The following is a 14,085-nucleotide window of genomic DNA, read 5'->3' on the forward strand; positions in this document are numbered from 1 at the left end:
GATCTTACTCCGAAGGGAGGACCAGTCGGTTTTCAACAAGTGCGGGAACACTCAAATCCATCTCGATAGCCTCCCCCAGCGCCTGACCCCATATAGACAGACGTCGCTGTGTTGCCTCGGTTGTCTTTGTCGTGGTTTGGATCGACTCGACGAACTGGCGATTCCCGGCACAGATGCGCTCGAAAGCAGCCCTGACAAATTCTTCTCTTCCGGAGACCTTTTCGCGAACATCTTTCTTGCTGAAATAGAATGTCATGATATCGAAGACTGCTCGATTGAATCGTCCTTCATATCCGCCGTAAGACCACCTATAGAAGGCCTGATCTCCAAAAACTTCAAAGGTCGTTTCAATCGCAATCTCACAGCTACGCGCCAATCCCTCAATTTTCTCCCTGCATTCAACCCAGGAATCATTTAGAGAGTTGACTGTATTGTCGAGAAATCTCTTCAGGTTTCCCGAGTAATCCTCCAGGAAGAACTCAAATGCGAAATACCTCAACAGCACTTCAACGTCACGCATTCGGAAATCTGGCTTATCGAGACGCAACGCTTTCTGAAGCGACGTGCTCGCCGAGGCCTTATCGTCAAGATAGTCTGTAAACGGACCTGGATGCAGAGCCTGGCGAAGCTCCTGTGGAGACAGCCTAACGCTTCCGGTGTTCAGGCGAAGAAAAACGAGGTTCAGGAATTCTTCGTTCGGCCAGCTCCGCACAACAACTGTTCTGATTGTTTGATTTAGGAATGCATTTAGATCATCGACTAGCTCTGGACTATCCTCAAGCCTCTTTAGGGTGACAAGCCGAAGGTCACTACGTACCTCCAGACCAGTGAGCCCGAATCCCTGAAGTGTCTCACTGTCGGAGTCGGCCGAAGAAATAGACGAACCAACAGCAAACTGCTGGAGTGTGAGAAGGCGCTGCTTCCCATCCAGAACAATAAACTTTCCCCGCCTATTTCTATCCTCCGCAAGGACAATTTGAGGAATTGGCAGTCCTAGAATAAGAGACTCAATAAATCTGCTCTTTCGCGTTTTATCCCAAGCATCACGGCGCTGAAATCTTGGATTGAGCTGAATATTTCCGCGCCGCAGCTGACTAAGGATTGTCTCTGCAGTCCAGTCTGTATCGGTAACGACTGTCCGTGTAATGTCTACAGATCGAACCTCCTCTGGATTTGAATTTTCTTCACCATCTACATCATCCCAATCCGGTTGAGTATTCATTAATTTCTCCATTCTCTAAATAGTACCCATGTGTCGCCTGTTCCCCAAGCAGCATCCTAAGCGCTGATGACACGTAGCGAGTTAAAATCTGCAAATCTCTTGATCCCAATGCTCCGGTAGAGCGAGGGCTCTGCCTACTCAGCACCTGGCTGGCGTCAGGCTCGGGCAAAGTCAGAGGCTTGAACTCACCCGTCTCCCCGGTAGCGAAGGCAGATGCACTTTGCCGGCAACGTCCTCCATCGTCCTCTCTCCGACGATAGCTGCGGTCTGCTGCGCGCGCATGGGCCGCCCGTCTCTTCTGGGCATGTGGTGCAGATCAAGATCCTAGGAGACCAATGGGCTGCTGGGCCCAATAGCTCTGCAGGAACAACAACCCTTTTGCTGCCATCCCGTCTGCCGTCGTCCCACACACCGTGGAGCGGGCTTGCCCCCTGGTGTCCAGGTGGAGCGCCCAACTGGACGAACGACCTGGACACCAGGGGGCAAGGCTGCTCGGCTCTGCCTGGGACGACGGCAGACGGGATGGCGGCTCCCCACCTCAACCACGATCAACCCGAGCGCGCCGGCTGCACCGTGGCCATCCCGGAGCCGGAGCGTCCCCGCCGGAGGCATCGTCTGAAGCCGGTGCCCGCGGGAACGGCATTCGGATGGGCGGAGCTCACCTTGGATGCCCTTTGGCCTATCTCTTGTGGGCGCGGGGGCCGGCGAGCCGCGCGGAGCGGGGCGAAGACAGGAGCGGCGCGCGAGCGCGCCGGGACCCGCGCCCGGCGGAGCGGCAGCGACGCCGGGTGCCTTGAACTAGTAGAGAAAGTTGTTACTCAGTGATCCTCAACCGTGCAGAGCACAGGGGGAGTTCGTCCCTCGACGGGTGTGCCATCGGCAAGAACAGAGCGGGTCGGGCTGTCCAGGCGACGTGTGTGTCTGCGTAGCTGATGGATAAAGCACACGGCTGGTTCCGGGCCAGGGCCTGGACGTCGTCGGTGTAGCCCGTGGCAATCCAGGACCGCGCCCGTTCGGCTGCGGGGGCTTCGAGAGCCGGGGCCATGGTTCGGAGTGCCAACCGGATCCAGCGGACGGCTTGAGCGGCGGTGGTCGTCCTGAAGCACGCGAGAAGGGCGGGGGCTTCTCCGGTGGTCGGACTGTTCGTCCAGCACTCACACCAGAAGCCGCGGTAGGTCGTCGTCACTGTGTCGATCGTGGTCACGGGGTGCTCCTGGTGGGGCGGGCCGACAGAATGTAGCGCGTGGTGTCTTCGCGGATGGAGAGGGAGTACATCTCGCCGCACGCCAGGCTGGAGAGCGCTCGTTCGTGCTCCGCGTGGTCGTCGAGCCATTCATGTGCCGGCCAAGCGGCAGCGGCGTCGAGCTGATCGAGAACGTCTTTGGTCCGCTCACGGAGCCAGCGCAGGGCCAGGCGCGGACTCGGCGTGCTGGTCGAGCCGAGCCAGAAGCTTCGGTCATCGTGGGGCGTGTAGGCGAGTGCCTCACACCAGTAACCGGTGCTGAGCGGCGGTTCGCGTAACCAGTGGAGTCGGTCCAGGGTCAGCAGCACGCCACACCGTCCCTCGTGGGCTTGGGCTCCATGGTCAGCTCTGCCGTCACCGTCTGGCCCTGAGGACCGGAGCGGACGTCGATGTGCGCTGTCAGAGCCGAGATCATGCCGAGCCCCCGCCCCTGTGTCGCCTCGGGGCCGGGTCGCTTGATCTCCGGGGTGGTGTCCGCCTGTCCGTCGTCAGTCACAGAGATGGCGAGGACGTGGCTGGACAGGGCCATCACCACGTGGAAGGTGCCGCAGGGGCGTCCGCTGGCAGTGTGCCGAAGCGCATTGGTGCCCAGCTCGCTCACGATCAGCGCGGCGTCCTCGGCACACGGCCGCTCACCGAGGATTTCGCGTACCCAGCGGCGGGCCCGGCCGATTTCTTCGGGCAATCCTGGACAACTGAGCCCCCAGACCCGTGGGTTACTCATATACTCGTCCATACAAGTTCCTTTACGCTGGTAGGCCGCCATGGGTAGTCGATCCGAGCTAGATGAGTTTGATGCCGTCGTGCGCCCGGACTGCGGGCGGGGATGTGGCATCCAGCGCGTCCAGGACGCGGATGGCGTATGCCTCATCGGCAAGATCGGCGACTTCGTCGCGGGTGGCCCAGCGAAGGGCGCGCGTCTCGTCGCCAGTGGTCAGATTGCCGTCGATCGCTTCGCAGCGGAAGACCAGGGAAACGATCAGGCCGGTCATGTTCTTGTACACGCCGGTGAGGGTGGCCGGAAGAGCGATCTTGATGCCGGTCTCCTCCAACACCTCACGCATGAGGGCGTCGGGGATCGTCTCGTCGGGCTCCAGCACGCCGCCCGGCGGCTCCCAATGGCCGTTGTCCCGCCGCTGGACCAACAACGCGCGGCCCTGGTCGTCGATGACGACCCCGGCGACACTGACGGAGTGAGGGCGATCAGCGTTCACGTTCCTCGGTCCCCTCGAATAACTAGGCTCTCCACCGTAGCAACAAAACTCAGCTGCTCGTCTAGATACCTAAAGGAGTGCCCATGCCGCCTCGCTCCACCGGCCTGCTCGGCGCACTGGACTCGACCAGTGATCGCGCCGTGTTCCGGCAGATCGCCGACCAGCTCCGCGAAGCGATCGACAAGGGTCGGTTTGCCGAGGGTGACAAGCTTCCCTCTGAGACCGAGCTGATCGACCACTACGGCGCGTCGCGGATGACCGTCCGCAACGCCATCTCCCTCCTACAGGGCGAGGGACTGGTCGTCTCCGAGCATGGGAAGGGCGTCTTCGTCCGACCACGTCCCCCAGTGCGCCGGCTGGCCTCGGACCGCTTCGCCCGTCGGCACCGCGAGCAAGGCAAGTCCGCCTTCACCGTGGAGGCGGAAGCGGTAGGAAGCCGTCCCGAGGTTGACGACCTGGTGGTGCGGGAGGAGAGGCCCTCGCAGGACATCGCCACTCGCCTGGGAGGGGCTCGCAAGGTACTGGCGCGCCGCCGCCGCTACCTGCTCGACGGGCGGCCGGTCGAGTTCGCCGTCTCCTACCTCCCGCTTAACCTGGCGCGGAACACCCCGATCGCCGAGCCCAACCCCGGCCCCGGCGGCATCTATGCGCGGCTCGAAGAGCTCGGCCACCGCCTCGACCACTTCGAAGAAGAGATCCGGGCCCGGATGCCCTCTCCGGAAGAAGCCAAGACTCTGCGACTCGCCTCCGGGGTGCCGGTGATCCACCTCATCCGCACGGCATATGACACCGAAGGGCGCCCGGTGGAGGTCTGCGACACGCTGATGGCTGCTGACGCCTACGTCCTGGCCTACCAACTGCCAGCCACCTGAGGGTGGATGGGGTCGCTGACGCATGCCTGGTGTTGTCGTCCAGAACTCGTACACGACAATACGCAAACTCATGTAGACGAGTGGCCCACTTCTATGGCGCAGTGGTTCTCGCAGCCGCTTCAGCGAGTGCAATCAGAGCTACTCATATAGACGAGCAGCCGTCTTGACGAGGAGAATGCGTTGCGTTCCATCCGAGCTGAAACCTCCGCGGCCACGATCCTGCCGACCGAGGCCCCCGAGACGAAGGTCAAGGACCGTCAGACCGGTGAGGTCGCCAAGGACGCCGTCAGCGGCGAGACCCTGAAGACAGTGGGCGTCGTCTACATCGAGGACGGCGAGTCCTCCCTCCTCAAGGTCGCCATCCCCGAGAGCGGGGTGGGGGACGGGCTGGCGCTTGGAGCTCCGGTCTCGCTCCCCGGCCTGGTGGCCCGGCCGTGGGAGAGCACGTTCAACGGTCAGCAGCGGCACGGCATCGCGTTCCGCGCCACTGCCGTGATGGCCGGTACGTTCCCAATAGCCATGGGGGGCCTGACGACATGTCGGAGCTCCTGAGGCTCATGGAGGTGGGTGGTCCGGTCGCCGCATTCGGTGGCGGGGCCGCCTACCTCCGGGCTCGAAACCCTTCCGCCTACTGGTGCACGGTCGGACTGCCGATCTCCACGGCTCGCCTACTCGACTCCTACGCGTCAGTCATGGACGCCTGCGGGCTGACTGTGGCGCCGTCCCGGCTGCGGGCCCTGGCGGTCCGGTCCACCACTCGCCGCGGCGTCCGACCGGTACCGCCGCGACGCGGGCTCATCCGCCCCACTTCGACCGGCATGCGCGTCCGCCTGCGCCTGGCACCGGGCCAGGAACCTGCGGATGTCGCAGCTGCGGCCGAACGCCTCCGGCACGCCTGGGGTGTTCAGGCCGTGTATGTCTCGGAGATCAAGCCAGGCGTGGTCGAGCTGCGCTTGGTCGGCTTCGACGTCCTACGGAGGGCGCGCGGATGCCCCGGCGGTCCGCGGCCTCCTTCCTCAAGGTGCCAGTGGTCTTACAAGGGGGGATGGCACCGCGTTTGTCCGGGACTATCAGGCGGTTCCCCATCAGCTCACACTCGGTGCGACGCTGTCCGGCAAGTCCATGCACCTTCGACACCTGGTGGCCAGGCTGGAGGCGATCCGGTCGACCGGCGTCGCGCCGCCGGTGGAGCCAGCTGGTGCGGATCTGGTGCGCAGGACCTAGAGAGGTCTAGACAACAAGAAACCCCCGGGCCGTTGGCCTGGGGGTTTTGTCTGGAGCGGGTGACGAGAATCGAACTCGCGCTCTGAGCTTGGGAAGCTCATGTTCTACCATTAAACTACACCCGCGTGATCAGCCGTCAGGTATGGCCGACGGCCTTTACTCTACCCCATCGGCGCGGGCGGTTGCAGCGGCCCCGTGGGGAGTCTCGGGTCGGGTTGGAACTGCCGGGTGGCAGTGGTGGACCGCGGGCGTACGGGCATAGTGTGGCGGGCGGTTCCCGAGGTGCTCGTGGTCGGCGCGTCATTGGGCGCGATGTCCGGAACATCCCCTAATGTGACAACGCCGTGCCCCCAGGGCAGGCAGTCGGCCAGGTACCCGGAGACCTCAGCGAGTCGGTCCAGGTCAGCTGCTGTCCGTGCGGGATCTTGGTGCGGCGAGTCGTCCGATGGGGAAGGAAGCAATGGAGCGCACTGTCGTCCGTTGTGCCGAGGGGCACCTGTTCAGTACCGCCACGTTCCCACTGCAGAATCTCGGGCCGGGACGGATCGGCCCCGGGCGGCTCATCCGGTGTCCCCTGTGCGCGAGACTGCGGAGCTCCGTGCCGGCCGACCTGGGCACCCTCACCGGTGAGCAGATTCAGCTGGCGCTGCGGCGGGAGGCTGTGGAGTTTCTCGCCTGATGGGCAAACGCCCTTGTGGCATACACGTGGACGGGCTCCTGCCGGGGATTCTGGCGGGAGCCCGTCCGTGTGCGTATCCCCCGCGTTCGGGGTGGGACGGAGGAGCGGGGGTGGGGATGAGGGGCGGCGTCGGAGGGGCTGGATCGGAGGGGTCGGCGCCAGGGGTTGGAGCTGGAGGGCCGGGGACGGTCGGCCGGGGGGCCGGGCAGGCGGGGGTCAGGGTCGTACGGCCGAGGCCGGGCAGCCAGGGGTTTAGGGCAGGGGTTTAGCGCAGGCGGCTTCGGGACGCGCGGCGGCTCGAACGGCTCAGTTCGGGGCGGGGCGGGTCAGTTCGGGCCGGCTCGGGGCGAGGCGGCCCGGCTCAGGCCGGAGCGGCTCGGGCCGGGCCGCCTCGGCTCAGCGCGGGGCAGGTCAGCGGGGCTTGGGGGTGGTGGTGGCGGTGAGTTCGGTGCCGTCGTCGCTGAGGCGTAGTTCGGTGCGGAGTTCGGCGAGCTGGCCGAGGTGGTGCAGGTGTGTGCCGCCGCAGGCGATGGACGCCTGGCCTTCCGGAAGGTCGCAGGCCCAGCGGCGGCGGGCGGTGAGCTCCGGGCCGGGGGCCTCGACCCTGACCGGTGCGTCGGCGGCGACCCAGGCGGCGAGCCGCTCGTTGACGGCGGCGGTGAGCGCGGGCAGGTCGGCGGCGAGGTCGTCGGAGGTGAAGCCCTTCTTCCGGAGGGACTTGCCGATCCGGTAGACGTCGGTGCTGGCGTGGACGTCCATCCTGGACGAGTCCATCGCCAGGCTGTCGAAGTCCGGGTGGCCCAGCGCGTCGGTGCGGCCTGGGTCCTTGCGCCAGCGCGGGGCGAGTGCCTCGTTGAGGGCCAGCGCCAGCAGGTGGCAGCCGGTGTGGGCGGCGCTCAGCGCGGTCCTGCGGTCGGCGTCCACCCGGAGCTCGACCTCGGTGCCGACGGCCACCGGCTGGTCCGTGACATGGACGACCAGCCAGGCCCAGCCTTCCTCGCCGCGGCGGACCGGGATGTCCGCGCCGAGCAGCAGCAGTGGTGGTGTATCGGTGGGCGGAAGACCGTCCGTCGGCCCGTCCGTCGGCAGGGCAGCGGAACCGTCGGTCGGTCCGGCCGCCGCCCCGGCCGCGTCCGCAACCCCGCCTGCCAGGGCTACTGCGCCGGTGACGCAGTCGCGGACCGGGACGCCGCCGAGGGTGCCGGTGTCGGCGGGTTGGTCGGGCCAGCTGTGGTCCAGCGGGTGGAACGGGGTCTCGGCGGTCACCACCGCCCAGCCGCCGGCTCCCTCGGTGCCGCCACCGGGGATCGGCACGGCGGCGAGGACGGTCGAGCGGCCCTCGACCGACCCGCCCGGGAAGCTCACCCGGGTGGACACGCCGGGGAAGTCGGCGGGGAGAGGAACCGGCAGCGGAAGCGGAGCGGAGAGGGGTGGGGGGACGGGCACGGGGGGCTCCTGAGCGGGACCTGAACGGGGTGGACGAACAGATCCATCCTGCCTGATGGCCGCGGTCAGCCCAGGATCGGCAGCTTGATCAGGATCAGCAGGGCGATCAGCTGCAGCGCCGCCGCACCCGCCGCCTTGCCCCAGGGCAGGTCGTGCAGTTGCCGGACCATCGACGTCAGCAGTCCCGCGCAGAGCAGCCAGGACGCCCACCCCAGCAGCTGGACGAAGGCGTTGTTCGAGGCCAGGAAGAAGGTGAACAGCAGCCTTGGCGCGTCCGTCGTCCAGGTGATGATCATGGACAGGCCGATGGTGGGCGCCCAGGCGCCGTCGCCGCCGAGCCTGCGGGCCAGCACATGAGTGACTCCGCCGAACATCAGTCCGGCGACGATGATGCCGACGGCGCTGGAGATGATGATCGTCAGCGCGATCGAGAAGGTCGCGTCCAGGACCTGGCTGCGGGTGTCGGCGAAGCCGAAGACCGCCAGCGCGCCGTAAACGGCGGAGACGATCAGCGCGGGGGCCCACACCTGGTGCCAGCGCATCTGGGCGAAGGTCCGGTCCGGGTGGCGGTAGATGCCGGCCAGCAGCGGGCGCCAGGCCAGCCGTACGCCGCTGACCTGCGGGTGGCGCTGGCCAGCCCGGTAGGTGGTGACATTGCCGCGGGCGGCGGTCGGTGACTCCTCGGCCGTGCCGTCCGGCGCGGATCCGTATCCGGGACCGGATCCGTCCGACGCGGGTCCGTATCCGAGACCGGATCCGTCCGACGCGGGTCCGTATCCGTCCGGCGCGGGACCATATCCGGGACCGTATCCGTCGGCCGAGTTGACCGAGTCGACCGAGAACGCACGGGTGCTGCCGGGGTTGTCGTCGTCGCGCGTCAGACCGCTCGGCGGCTGAGGCCGGTACGGGGGCTGCTGCGGATGCTGCGGCGGCGGAGCACCCTGGGACCTCGGCGAAGCCCCGTTCCGCTGGGAGCCTTCACTGCGCCTGAGCCTGAATCCATTGGTACCCACTTGGCGAATGTACCCGTAGCAACTCCCCCGGCGCCGGGAAAGGCCATCGCATGCACAAGGTGTGCCCATACTCATTTCGCGAGCATGGGCACACCACGTACTACCGACGTACCGCCGGCTCCTACCCCGCAGGGGCGGGCTCGGGCTCCTCCGCCGGGGCGGCCGGGGCCGCCTTGACCGAGTCGAGCAGCAGCTGCGCCACGTCGACCACCCGCAGGGACTCCTTCGCCGCGCCCTCGCTCTTCTTGCCGTTGGCGCTGTCGGACAGCATCACCAGGCAGAACGGGCAGGCGGTGGAGATGATGTCGGGGTTGAGCGACAGCGCCTCGTCCACCCGCTCGGTGTTGATGCGCTTGCCGATCCGCTCCTCCATCCACATCCGGGCGCCGCCCGCGCCGCAGCAGAAGCCGCGCTCCTTGTGACGGTGCATCTCCTCGCTGCGCAGGCCCGGGACGGACGCGATGATCTCGCGCGGCGGGGTGTAGACCTTGTTGTGCCGGCCCAGGTAGCAGGGGTCGTGATAGGTGATCAGACCCTCGACCGGGTTGACCGGGACCAGCTTGCCCTCGTCGATCAGGTGCTGCAGCAGCTGGGTGTGGTGGATCACCTCGAAGTGGCCGCCCAGCTGCGGGTACTCGTTGGCGATGGTGTTGAAGCAGTGCGGGCAGGTGGCCACGATCCGCTTGACCGGGGCGTCTTCGAGAACCGTGTTCAGGGTCTCGACGTTCTGCGCGCCGAGCATCTGGAACAGGAACTCATTGCCCAGCCGCCGCGCCGAGTCACCGGTGCAGGACTCCTCCTTGCCGAGGATCGCGAAGGAGACGCCCGCGGTGTGCAGCAGTTCGGCGAAGGCCTTGGTGGTCTTCTTCGCCCGGTCCTCCAACGCGCCCGCGCAGCCGACCCAGTAGAGGTACTCGACCTCGGCCGGGTCGATGTCTTCGCCGATCACCGGCACCTCGATGCCGGTCTCCTTCTTCAGCTCCTTCACCCAGTCGAGCCGGGCCTTGGTGGCCATGCCCCACGGGTTGCCCTTGTTCTCCAGGTTCTTGAGCATGGTCCCGGCCTCGGTCGGGAACGAGCTCTCGATCATCACCTGGTAGCGGCGCATGTCGACGATGTGGTCGATGTGCTCGATGTCCACTGGGCACTGCTCGACGCAGGCGCCGCAGGTGGTGCAGGACCACAGCACATCGGGGTCGATGACGCCGTTCTCCTCGGCCGTCCCGATCAGCGGGCGCTCGGCCTCGGCCAGCGCCGCCGCGGGCACACCGGCCAGCTGCTCCGCCGTGGCGGTCTCATTGCCCTCGGCGTCCTTGCCGCCGCCGGCGAGCAGGTACGGCGCCTTGGCGTAGGCGTGCTCCCGCAGGTTCATGATCAGCAGCTTGGGCGACAGCGGCTTGCCGGTGTTCCAGGCCGGGCACTGCGACTGGCAGCGCCCGCACTCGGTGCAGGTGGAGAAGTCCAGCAGGCCCTTCCAGGAGAACTGCTCGACCTGGGAGACGCCGAACACCGCGTCGTCGGCAGGGTCCTCGAAGTCGATCGGCGCGCCGCCGGAGGTCATCGGCAGCAGCTCGCCGAGGGCGACCTCGCCGCTCTCCTCGCGCTTGAAGTAGATGTTGAAGAAGGCCAGGAAGCGGTGCCAGGCCACGCCCATCGAGGGGTTGATCCCGATGGTGATCGCCCAGGTGAAGGAGATCGTGATCTTCAGCATCGCGAAGAAGTAGATCAGGTTCTCCAGCGTGGACGCGCTGAGCCCCTTGAAGGCCAGCACCAGCGGGTAGCTGACCGCGTACGCCGCCTCGTAGTGCTGCACGCCGGCCAGCGCGCCCTCCAGGCCGCGCAGCACCAGGATGCAGATGCCGATGCCGAGGATCACGTACTCGACGAAGAAGGCCTGCCAGGCGATCGACCCGGCGAAGCGGCTCTTGCGGCCGGCCCGCCCGGGCAGCGACAGCAGCCGGACCACGATCAGGGTGAGGATGCCCAGCGTGGTGAAGAGGCCGACCACCTCCTCGAACAGCTCGTACGGCCACCAGTCACCGATGACCGGCAGCGACCAGTCGGCCTGGAACAGCTGGCCGAAGGCCGTGACCAGGGTGAGCACCAGGCAGAAGAAGCCGGTGGCGACGAACCAGTGCGCCACTCCGACCACGCCCCAGGTGGTCATCCTGGTGTGCCCGAGGAACTCCTTGGCCACCGTCTTCACCCGCTGCGCCGGGTTCCCGGTCCTGGCCCCGGCCGGGACGTCGGCGCCGAGCTTGACGAAGGTGTAGATGTACAGGGCGGCGCGCGCGGCCAGCGCGGTACCGACCAGTGTCGTGACCAGTGAGATCACGATCGCGGCGAGCTGCATCGCTCCGTCTCCTAAGGCTGGCGGCATAGCGTTCCACCGATAGTACCGGCCGGTAACTTAAGCCGTCACCGCAGGGTGCCGATCCGGTCCCGATCAGGCGGACGATACCGCGCGCACCCCGCCCCCGCGCACTATGCGGCCGGTCACACCGCCCCTGCGCCGCCCCATTCGGCGTAGGGGCTGCATAAAGTTGAGCCGCTAACACTCACCTCTGTTGACGTTATCGGATCCAGCAGGCATGCTTGAGCCTGTTCAGCTCAACTTCCCTCTGGAGGGTTCCACGATGGCTCGTGCGGTCGGAATCGACCTCGGTACGACGAACTCTGTCGTCAGCGTCCTCGAAGGCGGTGAGCCCACCGTCATCACCAACGCCGAGGGCGCCCGGACCACACCGTCCGTCGTCGCCTTCGCCAAGAACGGCGAGGTGCTCGTCGGCGAGGTGGCCAAGCGCCAGGCGGTGACCAACGTCGACCGGACCATTCGGTCCGTCAAGCGTCACATGGGCACCGACTGGAAGGTGGCCATCGACGGCAAGGACTTCACCCCGCAGCAGATGAGCGCCTTCATCCTGCAGAAGCTCAAGCGCGACGCCGAGGCGTACCTGGGCGAGAAGGTCGAGGACGCGGTCATCACCGTCCCGGCCTACTTCAACGACTCGGAGCGCCAGGCGACCAAGGAGGCCGGTGAGATCGCGGGCCTCAAGGTCCTGCGCATCGTCAACGAGCCCACCGCCGCCGCGCTCGCGTACGGCCTCGACAAGGAGGACCAGACGATCCTGGTCTTCGACCTCGGCGGTGGCACCTTCGACGTGTCCCTGCTGGAGATCGGCGACGGCGTCGTCGAGGTCAAGGCGACCAACGGCGACAACCACCTCGGTGGCGACGACTGGGACCAGCGGGTCATGGACCACCTGGTGAAGCAGTTCCAGAACGGCCACGGCGTCGACCTGTCCAAGGACAAGATGGCGCTGCAGCGTCTTCGCGAGGCGGCCGAGAAGGCGAAGATCGAGCTCTCCTCCTCGACCGAGACCACGATCAACCTGCCCTACATCACGGCCTCCGCCGAGGGCCCGCTGCACCTGGACGAGAAGCTCACCCGCTCCCAGTTCCAGCAGCTGACCTCGGACCTGCTGGACCGCTGCAAGACCCCGTTCCACAACGTCATCAAGGACGCCGGCATCGCGCTGTCCGAGATCGACCACGTGGTCCTGGTCGGCGGTTCCACCCGGATGCCCGCCGTCGCCGAGCTGGTCCGCGACCTGACCGGCGGCAAGGAGCCCAACAAGGGCGTCAACCCGGACGAGGTCGTCGCCATCGGCGCGACCCTCCAGGCCGGCGTGCTCAAGGGCGAGGTCAAGGACGTCCTGCTGCTCGACGTCACCCCGCTGTCCCTCGGTATCGAGACCAAGGGCGGCATCATGACCAAGCTGATCGAGCGCAACACCACCATCCCGACCAAGCGCTCCGAGATCTTCACCACGGCCGAGGACAACCAGCCGTCGGTGCAGATCCAGGTCTACCAGGGCGAGCGCGAGATCGCGGCGTACAACAAGAAGCTCGGCATGTTCGAGCTGACCGGCCTGCCGCCGGCCCCGCGCGGGCTGCCGCAGATCGAGGTCACCTTCGACATCGACGCCAACGGCATCATGCACGTCTCCGCCAAGGACCTCGGCACCGGCAAGGAGCAGCGGATGGCCGTCACCGGCGGCTCCGCCCTCCCCAAGGAGGACATCGCGCGGATGATGCGCGAGGCCGAGGAGTTCGCCGAGGACGACCACAAGCGCCGCGAGGCCGCGGAGACCCGCAACACCGCCGAGCAGCTGGTCTACACGACCGAGAAGTTCGTCAAGGACAACGAGGACAAGGTCCCCGGCGACGTCAAGGACGAGGTCGCGGCTGCGGTCGCCGAGCTCAAGGAGACCCTGAAGAAGGGCGAGACCAGCGAGAACTCGGCCGAGATCCGGGAGGCCACCGAGAAGCTCTCGGCCACCTCGCAGAAGCTCGGCCAGGCCCTGTACGCGCAGGCCGGAGAGGGCGCGGCCGCGGCCGGCGGCCCGTCCGACGCCCCGCAGGACGCTGCCGCCGCCGACGACGACGTCGTTGACGCCGAGATCGTCGACGACGAGAAGCGCGAGGGCGGTGCACAGTGACCGAGGAGAAGACGCAGGGCGACTCCAAGGAGCCCGGCGCCGACTCCGCCGCCGAGGCTGAGGGGGCCGCCGAGGCCCCCGAGGCCGCGGCGTCCGGTGCCGAGGGCGCAGCCGCCCAGGCCAAGGAGCTGGCCGAGGCCCGCAAGGGGCTCGCCGAGCGCACCGCCGACCTGCAGCGGCTGCAGGCCGAGTACCAGAACTACCGCAAGCGGGTCGAGCGGGACCGGGTGACGGTGCGTGAGATCGCCGTCGCCGCGCTCCTGGAGAACCTGCTCCCGGTGCTGGACGACATCGGCCGGGCGCGTGAGCACGAGGAGCTGACCGGCGGGTTCAAGTCCGTCGGTGAGTCGCTGGAGACCGTGGCCTCCAAGCTCGGGCTGCAGCAGTTCGGGAAGCAGGGCGAGCCCTTCGACCCGACGCTGCACGAGGCGCTGATGCACAGCTACTCGTCCGACGTCACCGAGACCACGTGCGTGCAGATCCTGCAGCCGGGGTACAAGATCGGCGACCGGATCATCCGTCCGGCGCGGGTCGCCGTGGCGGAGCCGGAGCCGGGCGGCTCCTCCGACGCCGCGGACGCGACGAACGACGCCGCTGCCGACGCCAAGGGCGACGGTGGCGACGAGGACTGACCCGAGGGCGACTGTGGGGCCGTACACCGGTGGTACCG

General features: G+C 66.9%; 12 protein-coding genes, 1 tRNA gene and 1 pseudogene. 6 read left to right on the forward strand and 8 right to left on the reverse strand.

Going from position 1 to position 14,085, the window contains the following annotated elements; genetic code table 11:
- Nucleotides 1–4: 4 nt before the first annotated feature.
- The 4 genes from ACEZDG_RS13190 to ACEZDG_RS13205 form a co-directional block, all read right to left on the reverse strand.
- Nucleotides 5–1,222, reverse strand: coding sequence for a DUF262 domain-containing protein (locus ACEZDG_RS13190; protein WP_380507491.1), 1,218 nt, complete (start codon nt 1,220–1,222; stop codon nt 5–7).
- A 1,200-nt stretch (nt 1,223–2,422) separates the two neighbouring features.
- On the reverse strand, nt 2,423–2,773 hold the full coding sequence (locus tag ACEZDG_RS13195; protein ID WP_380507494.1) for a hypothetical protein: 351 nt from the start codon (nt 2,771–2,773) through the stop codon (nt 2,423–2,425).
- Complete coding sequence (locus tag ACEZDG_RS13200) at nt 2,764–3,201, reverse strand: ATP-binding protein (RefSeq protein ID WP_380507497.1); 438 nt, start codon at nt 3,199–3,201, stop codon at nt 2,764–2,766. Before ACEZDG_RS13200 ends, ACEZDG_RS13195 begins: the two co-directional genes overlap by 10 nt.
- A 46-nt stretch (nt 3,202–3,247) precedes the next feature.
- Entirely contained in the window at nt 3,248–3,679 is a 432-nt protein-coding gene (locus ACEZDG_RS13205) for an NUDIX hydrolase (protein WP_380507499.1), read from the reverse strand.
- Between the two features lie 83 nt (nt 3,680–3,762).
- Between ACEZDG_RS13205 and ACEZDG_RS13210 the strand changes: the two genes are divergently transcribed.
- The 3 genes and pseudogenes from ACEZDG_RS13210 to ACEZDG_RS13220 all read left to right on the forward strand — a co-directional run.
- Nucleotides 3,763–4,551 carry a GntR family transcriptional regulator gene (locus tag ACEZDG_RS13210; protein ID WP_380507502.1) on the forward strand — a complete coding sequence of 263 codons (789 nt, stop codon included), beginning with the start codon at nt 3,763–3,765 and terminating at the stop codon, nt 4,549–4,551.
- A gap of 180 nt (nt 4,552–4,731) precedes the next feature.
- Nucleotides 4,732–5,103: an SCO3933 family regulatory protein gene (locus ACEZDG_RS13215; protein ID WP_380507505.1), complete on the forward strand. Its 372-nt coding sequence runs from the start codon at nt 4,732–4,734 to the stop codon at nt 5,101–5,103.
- A pseudogene (locus ACEZDG_RS13220) lies at nt 5,088–5,766 on the forward strand (FtsK/SpoIIIE domain-containing protein); the annotation flags it as partial. The gene ACEZDG_RS13215 and the pseudogene ACEZDG_RS13220, both read left to right, overlap by 16 nt.
- Nucleotides 5,767–5,826: 60 nt before the next feature.
- Here the strand turns inward: ACEZDG_RS13220 and ACEZDG_RS13225 are convergent.
- Nucleotides 5,827–5,900, reverse strand: a tRNA-Gly gene (locus ACEZDG_RS13225).
- A 335-nt stretch (nt 5,901–6,235) separates the two neighbouring features.
- Here ACEZDG_RS13225 and ACEZDG_RS13230 point away from each other — a divergent pair.
- Nucleotides 6,236–6,454 (forward strand): hypothetical protein, encoded by a 219-nt coding sequence (locus tag ACEZDG_RS13230; RefSeq protein ID WP_380507508.1) that lies wholly within the window; start codon nt 6,236–6,238, stop codon nt 6,452–6,454.
- Nucleotides 6,455–6,865: 411 nt separating this feature from the next.
- On the opposite strand, the gene ACEZDG_RS13235 is transcribed toward ACEZDG_RS13230, so the two are convergent.
- The 3 genes from ACEZDG_RS13235 to ACEZDG_RS13245 form a co-directional block, all read right to left on the reverse strand.
- On the reverse strand, nt 6,866–7,900 hold the full coding sequence (locus ACEZDG_RS13235; protein WP_380507512.1) for a metal-dependent hydrolase: 1,035 nt from the start codon (nt 7,898–7,900) through the stop codon (nt 6,866–6,868).
- 65 nt (nt 7,901–7,965) lie between these two features.
- Nucleotides 7,966–8,913, reverse strand: coding sequence for a Yip1 family protein (locus tag ACEZDG_RS13240; RefSeq protein WP_380507515.1), 948 nt, complete (start codon nt 8,911–8,913; stop codon nt 7,966–7,968).
- 121 nt (nt 8,914–9,034) lie between these two features.
- Entirely contained in the window at nt 9,035–11,266 is a 2,232-nt protein-coding gene (locus tag ACEZDG_RS13245; protein WP_380507517.1) for a heterodisulfide reductase-related iron-sulfur binding cluster, read from the reverse strand.
- Nucleotides 11,267–11,549: 283 nt separating this feature from the next.
- Here ACEZDG_RS13245 and dnaK point away from each other — a divergent pair, with 283 nt between their 5' ends.
- Together dnaK and grpE are read left to right on the forward strand one after the other, a co-directional pair.
- On the forward strand, nt 11,550–13,415 hold the full coding sequence (gene dnaK / locus ACEZDG_RS13250) for a molecular chaperone DnaK (protein WP_380507520.1): 1,866 nt from the start codon (nt 11,550–11,552) through the stop codon (nt 13,413–13,415).
- The gene (gene grpE, locus ACEZDG_RS13255; protein WP_380507523.1) at nt 13,412–14,047 is read left to right on the forward strand and encodes a nucleotide exchange factor GrpE; all 636 of its coding nucleotides are present in this window, start codon (nt 13,412–13,414) and stop codon (nt 14,045–14,047) included. The genes dnaK and grpE overlap by 4 nt, the downstream gene beginning before the upstream one ends.
- Nucleotides 14,048–14,085: the final 38 nt, after the last annotated feature.

It is taken from the genome of Streptacidiphilus alkalitolerans, from assembly GCF_042511045.1.
Taxonomy (GTDB): Bacteria; Actinomycetota; Actinomycetes; order Streptomycetales; family Streptomycetaceae; genus Streptacidiphilus; species Streptacidiphilus alkalitolerans.

What these genes read in the sequence shown, in the direction of transcription:
- ACEZDG_RS13190 (WP_380507491.1), bottom strand. Translation starts at nt 1,222, where the DNA reads ATGAATACTCAACCGGATTGGGATGATGTAGATGGTGAAGAAAATTCA.
- ACEZDG_RS13200 (WP_380507497.1), bottom strand. Translation starts at nt 3,201, where the DNA reads ATGGACGAGTATATGAGTAACCCACGGGTCTGGGGGCTCAGTTGTCCA.
- ACEZDG_RS13210 (WP_380507502.1), top strand. Translation starts at nt 3,763, where the DNA reads ATGCCGCCTCGCTCCACCGGCCTGCTCGGCGCACTGGACTCGACCAGT.
- ACEZDG_RS13230 (WP_380507508.1), top strand. Translation starts at nt 6,236, where the DNA reads ATGGAGCGCACTGTCGTCCGTTGTGCCGAGGGGCACCTGTTCAGTACC.
- ACEZDG_RS13245 (WP_380507517.1), bottom strand. Translation starts at nt 11,266, where the DNA reads ATGCAGCTCGCCGCGATCGTGATCTCACTGGTCACGACACTGGTCGGT.
- dnaK (WP_380507520.1), top strand. Translation starts at nt 11,550, where the DNA reads ATGGCTCGTGCGGTCGGAATCGACCTCGGTACGACGAACTCTGTCGTC.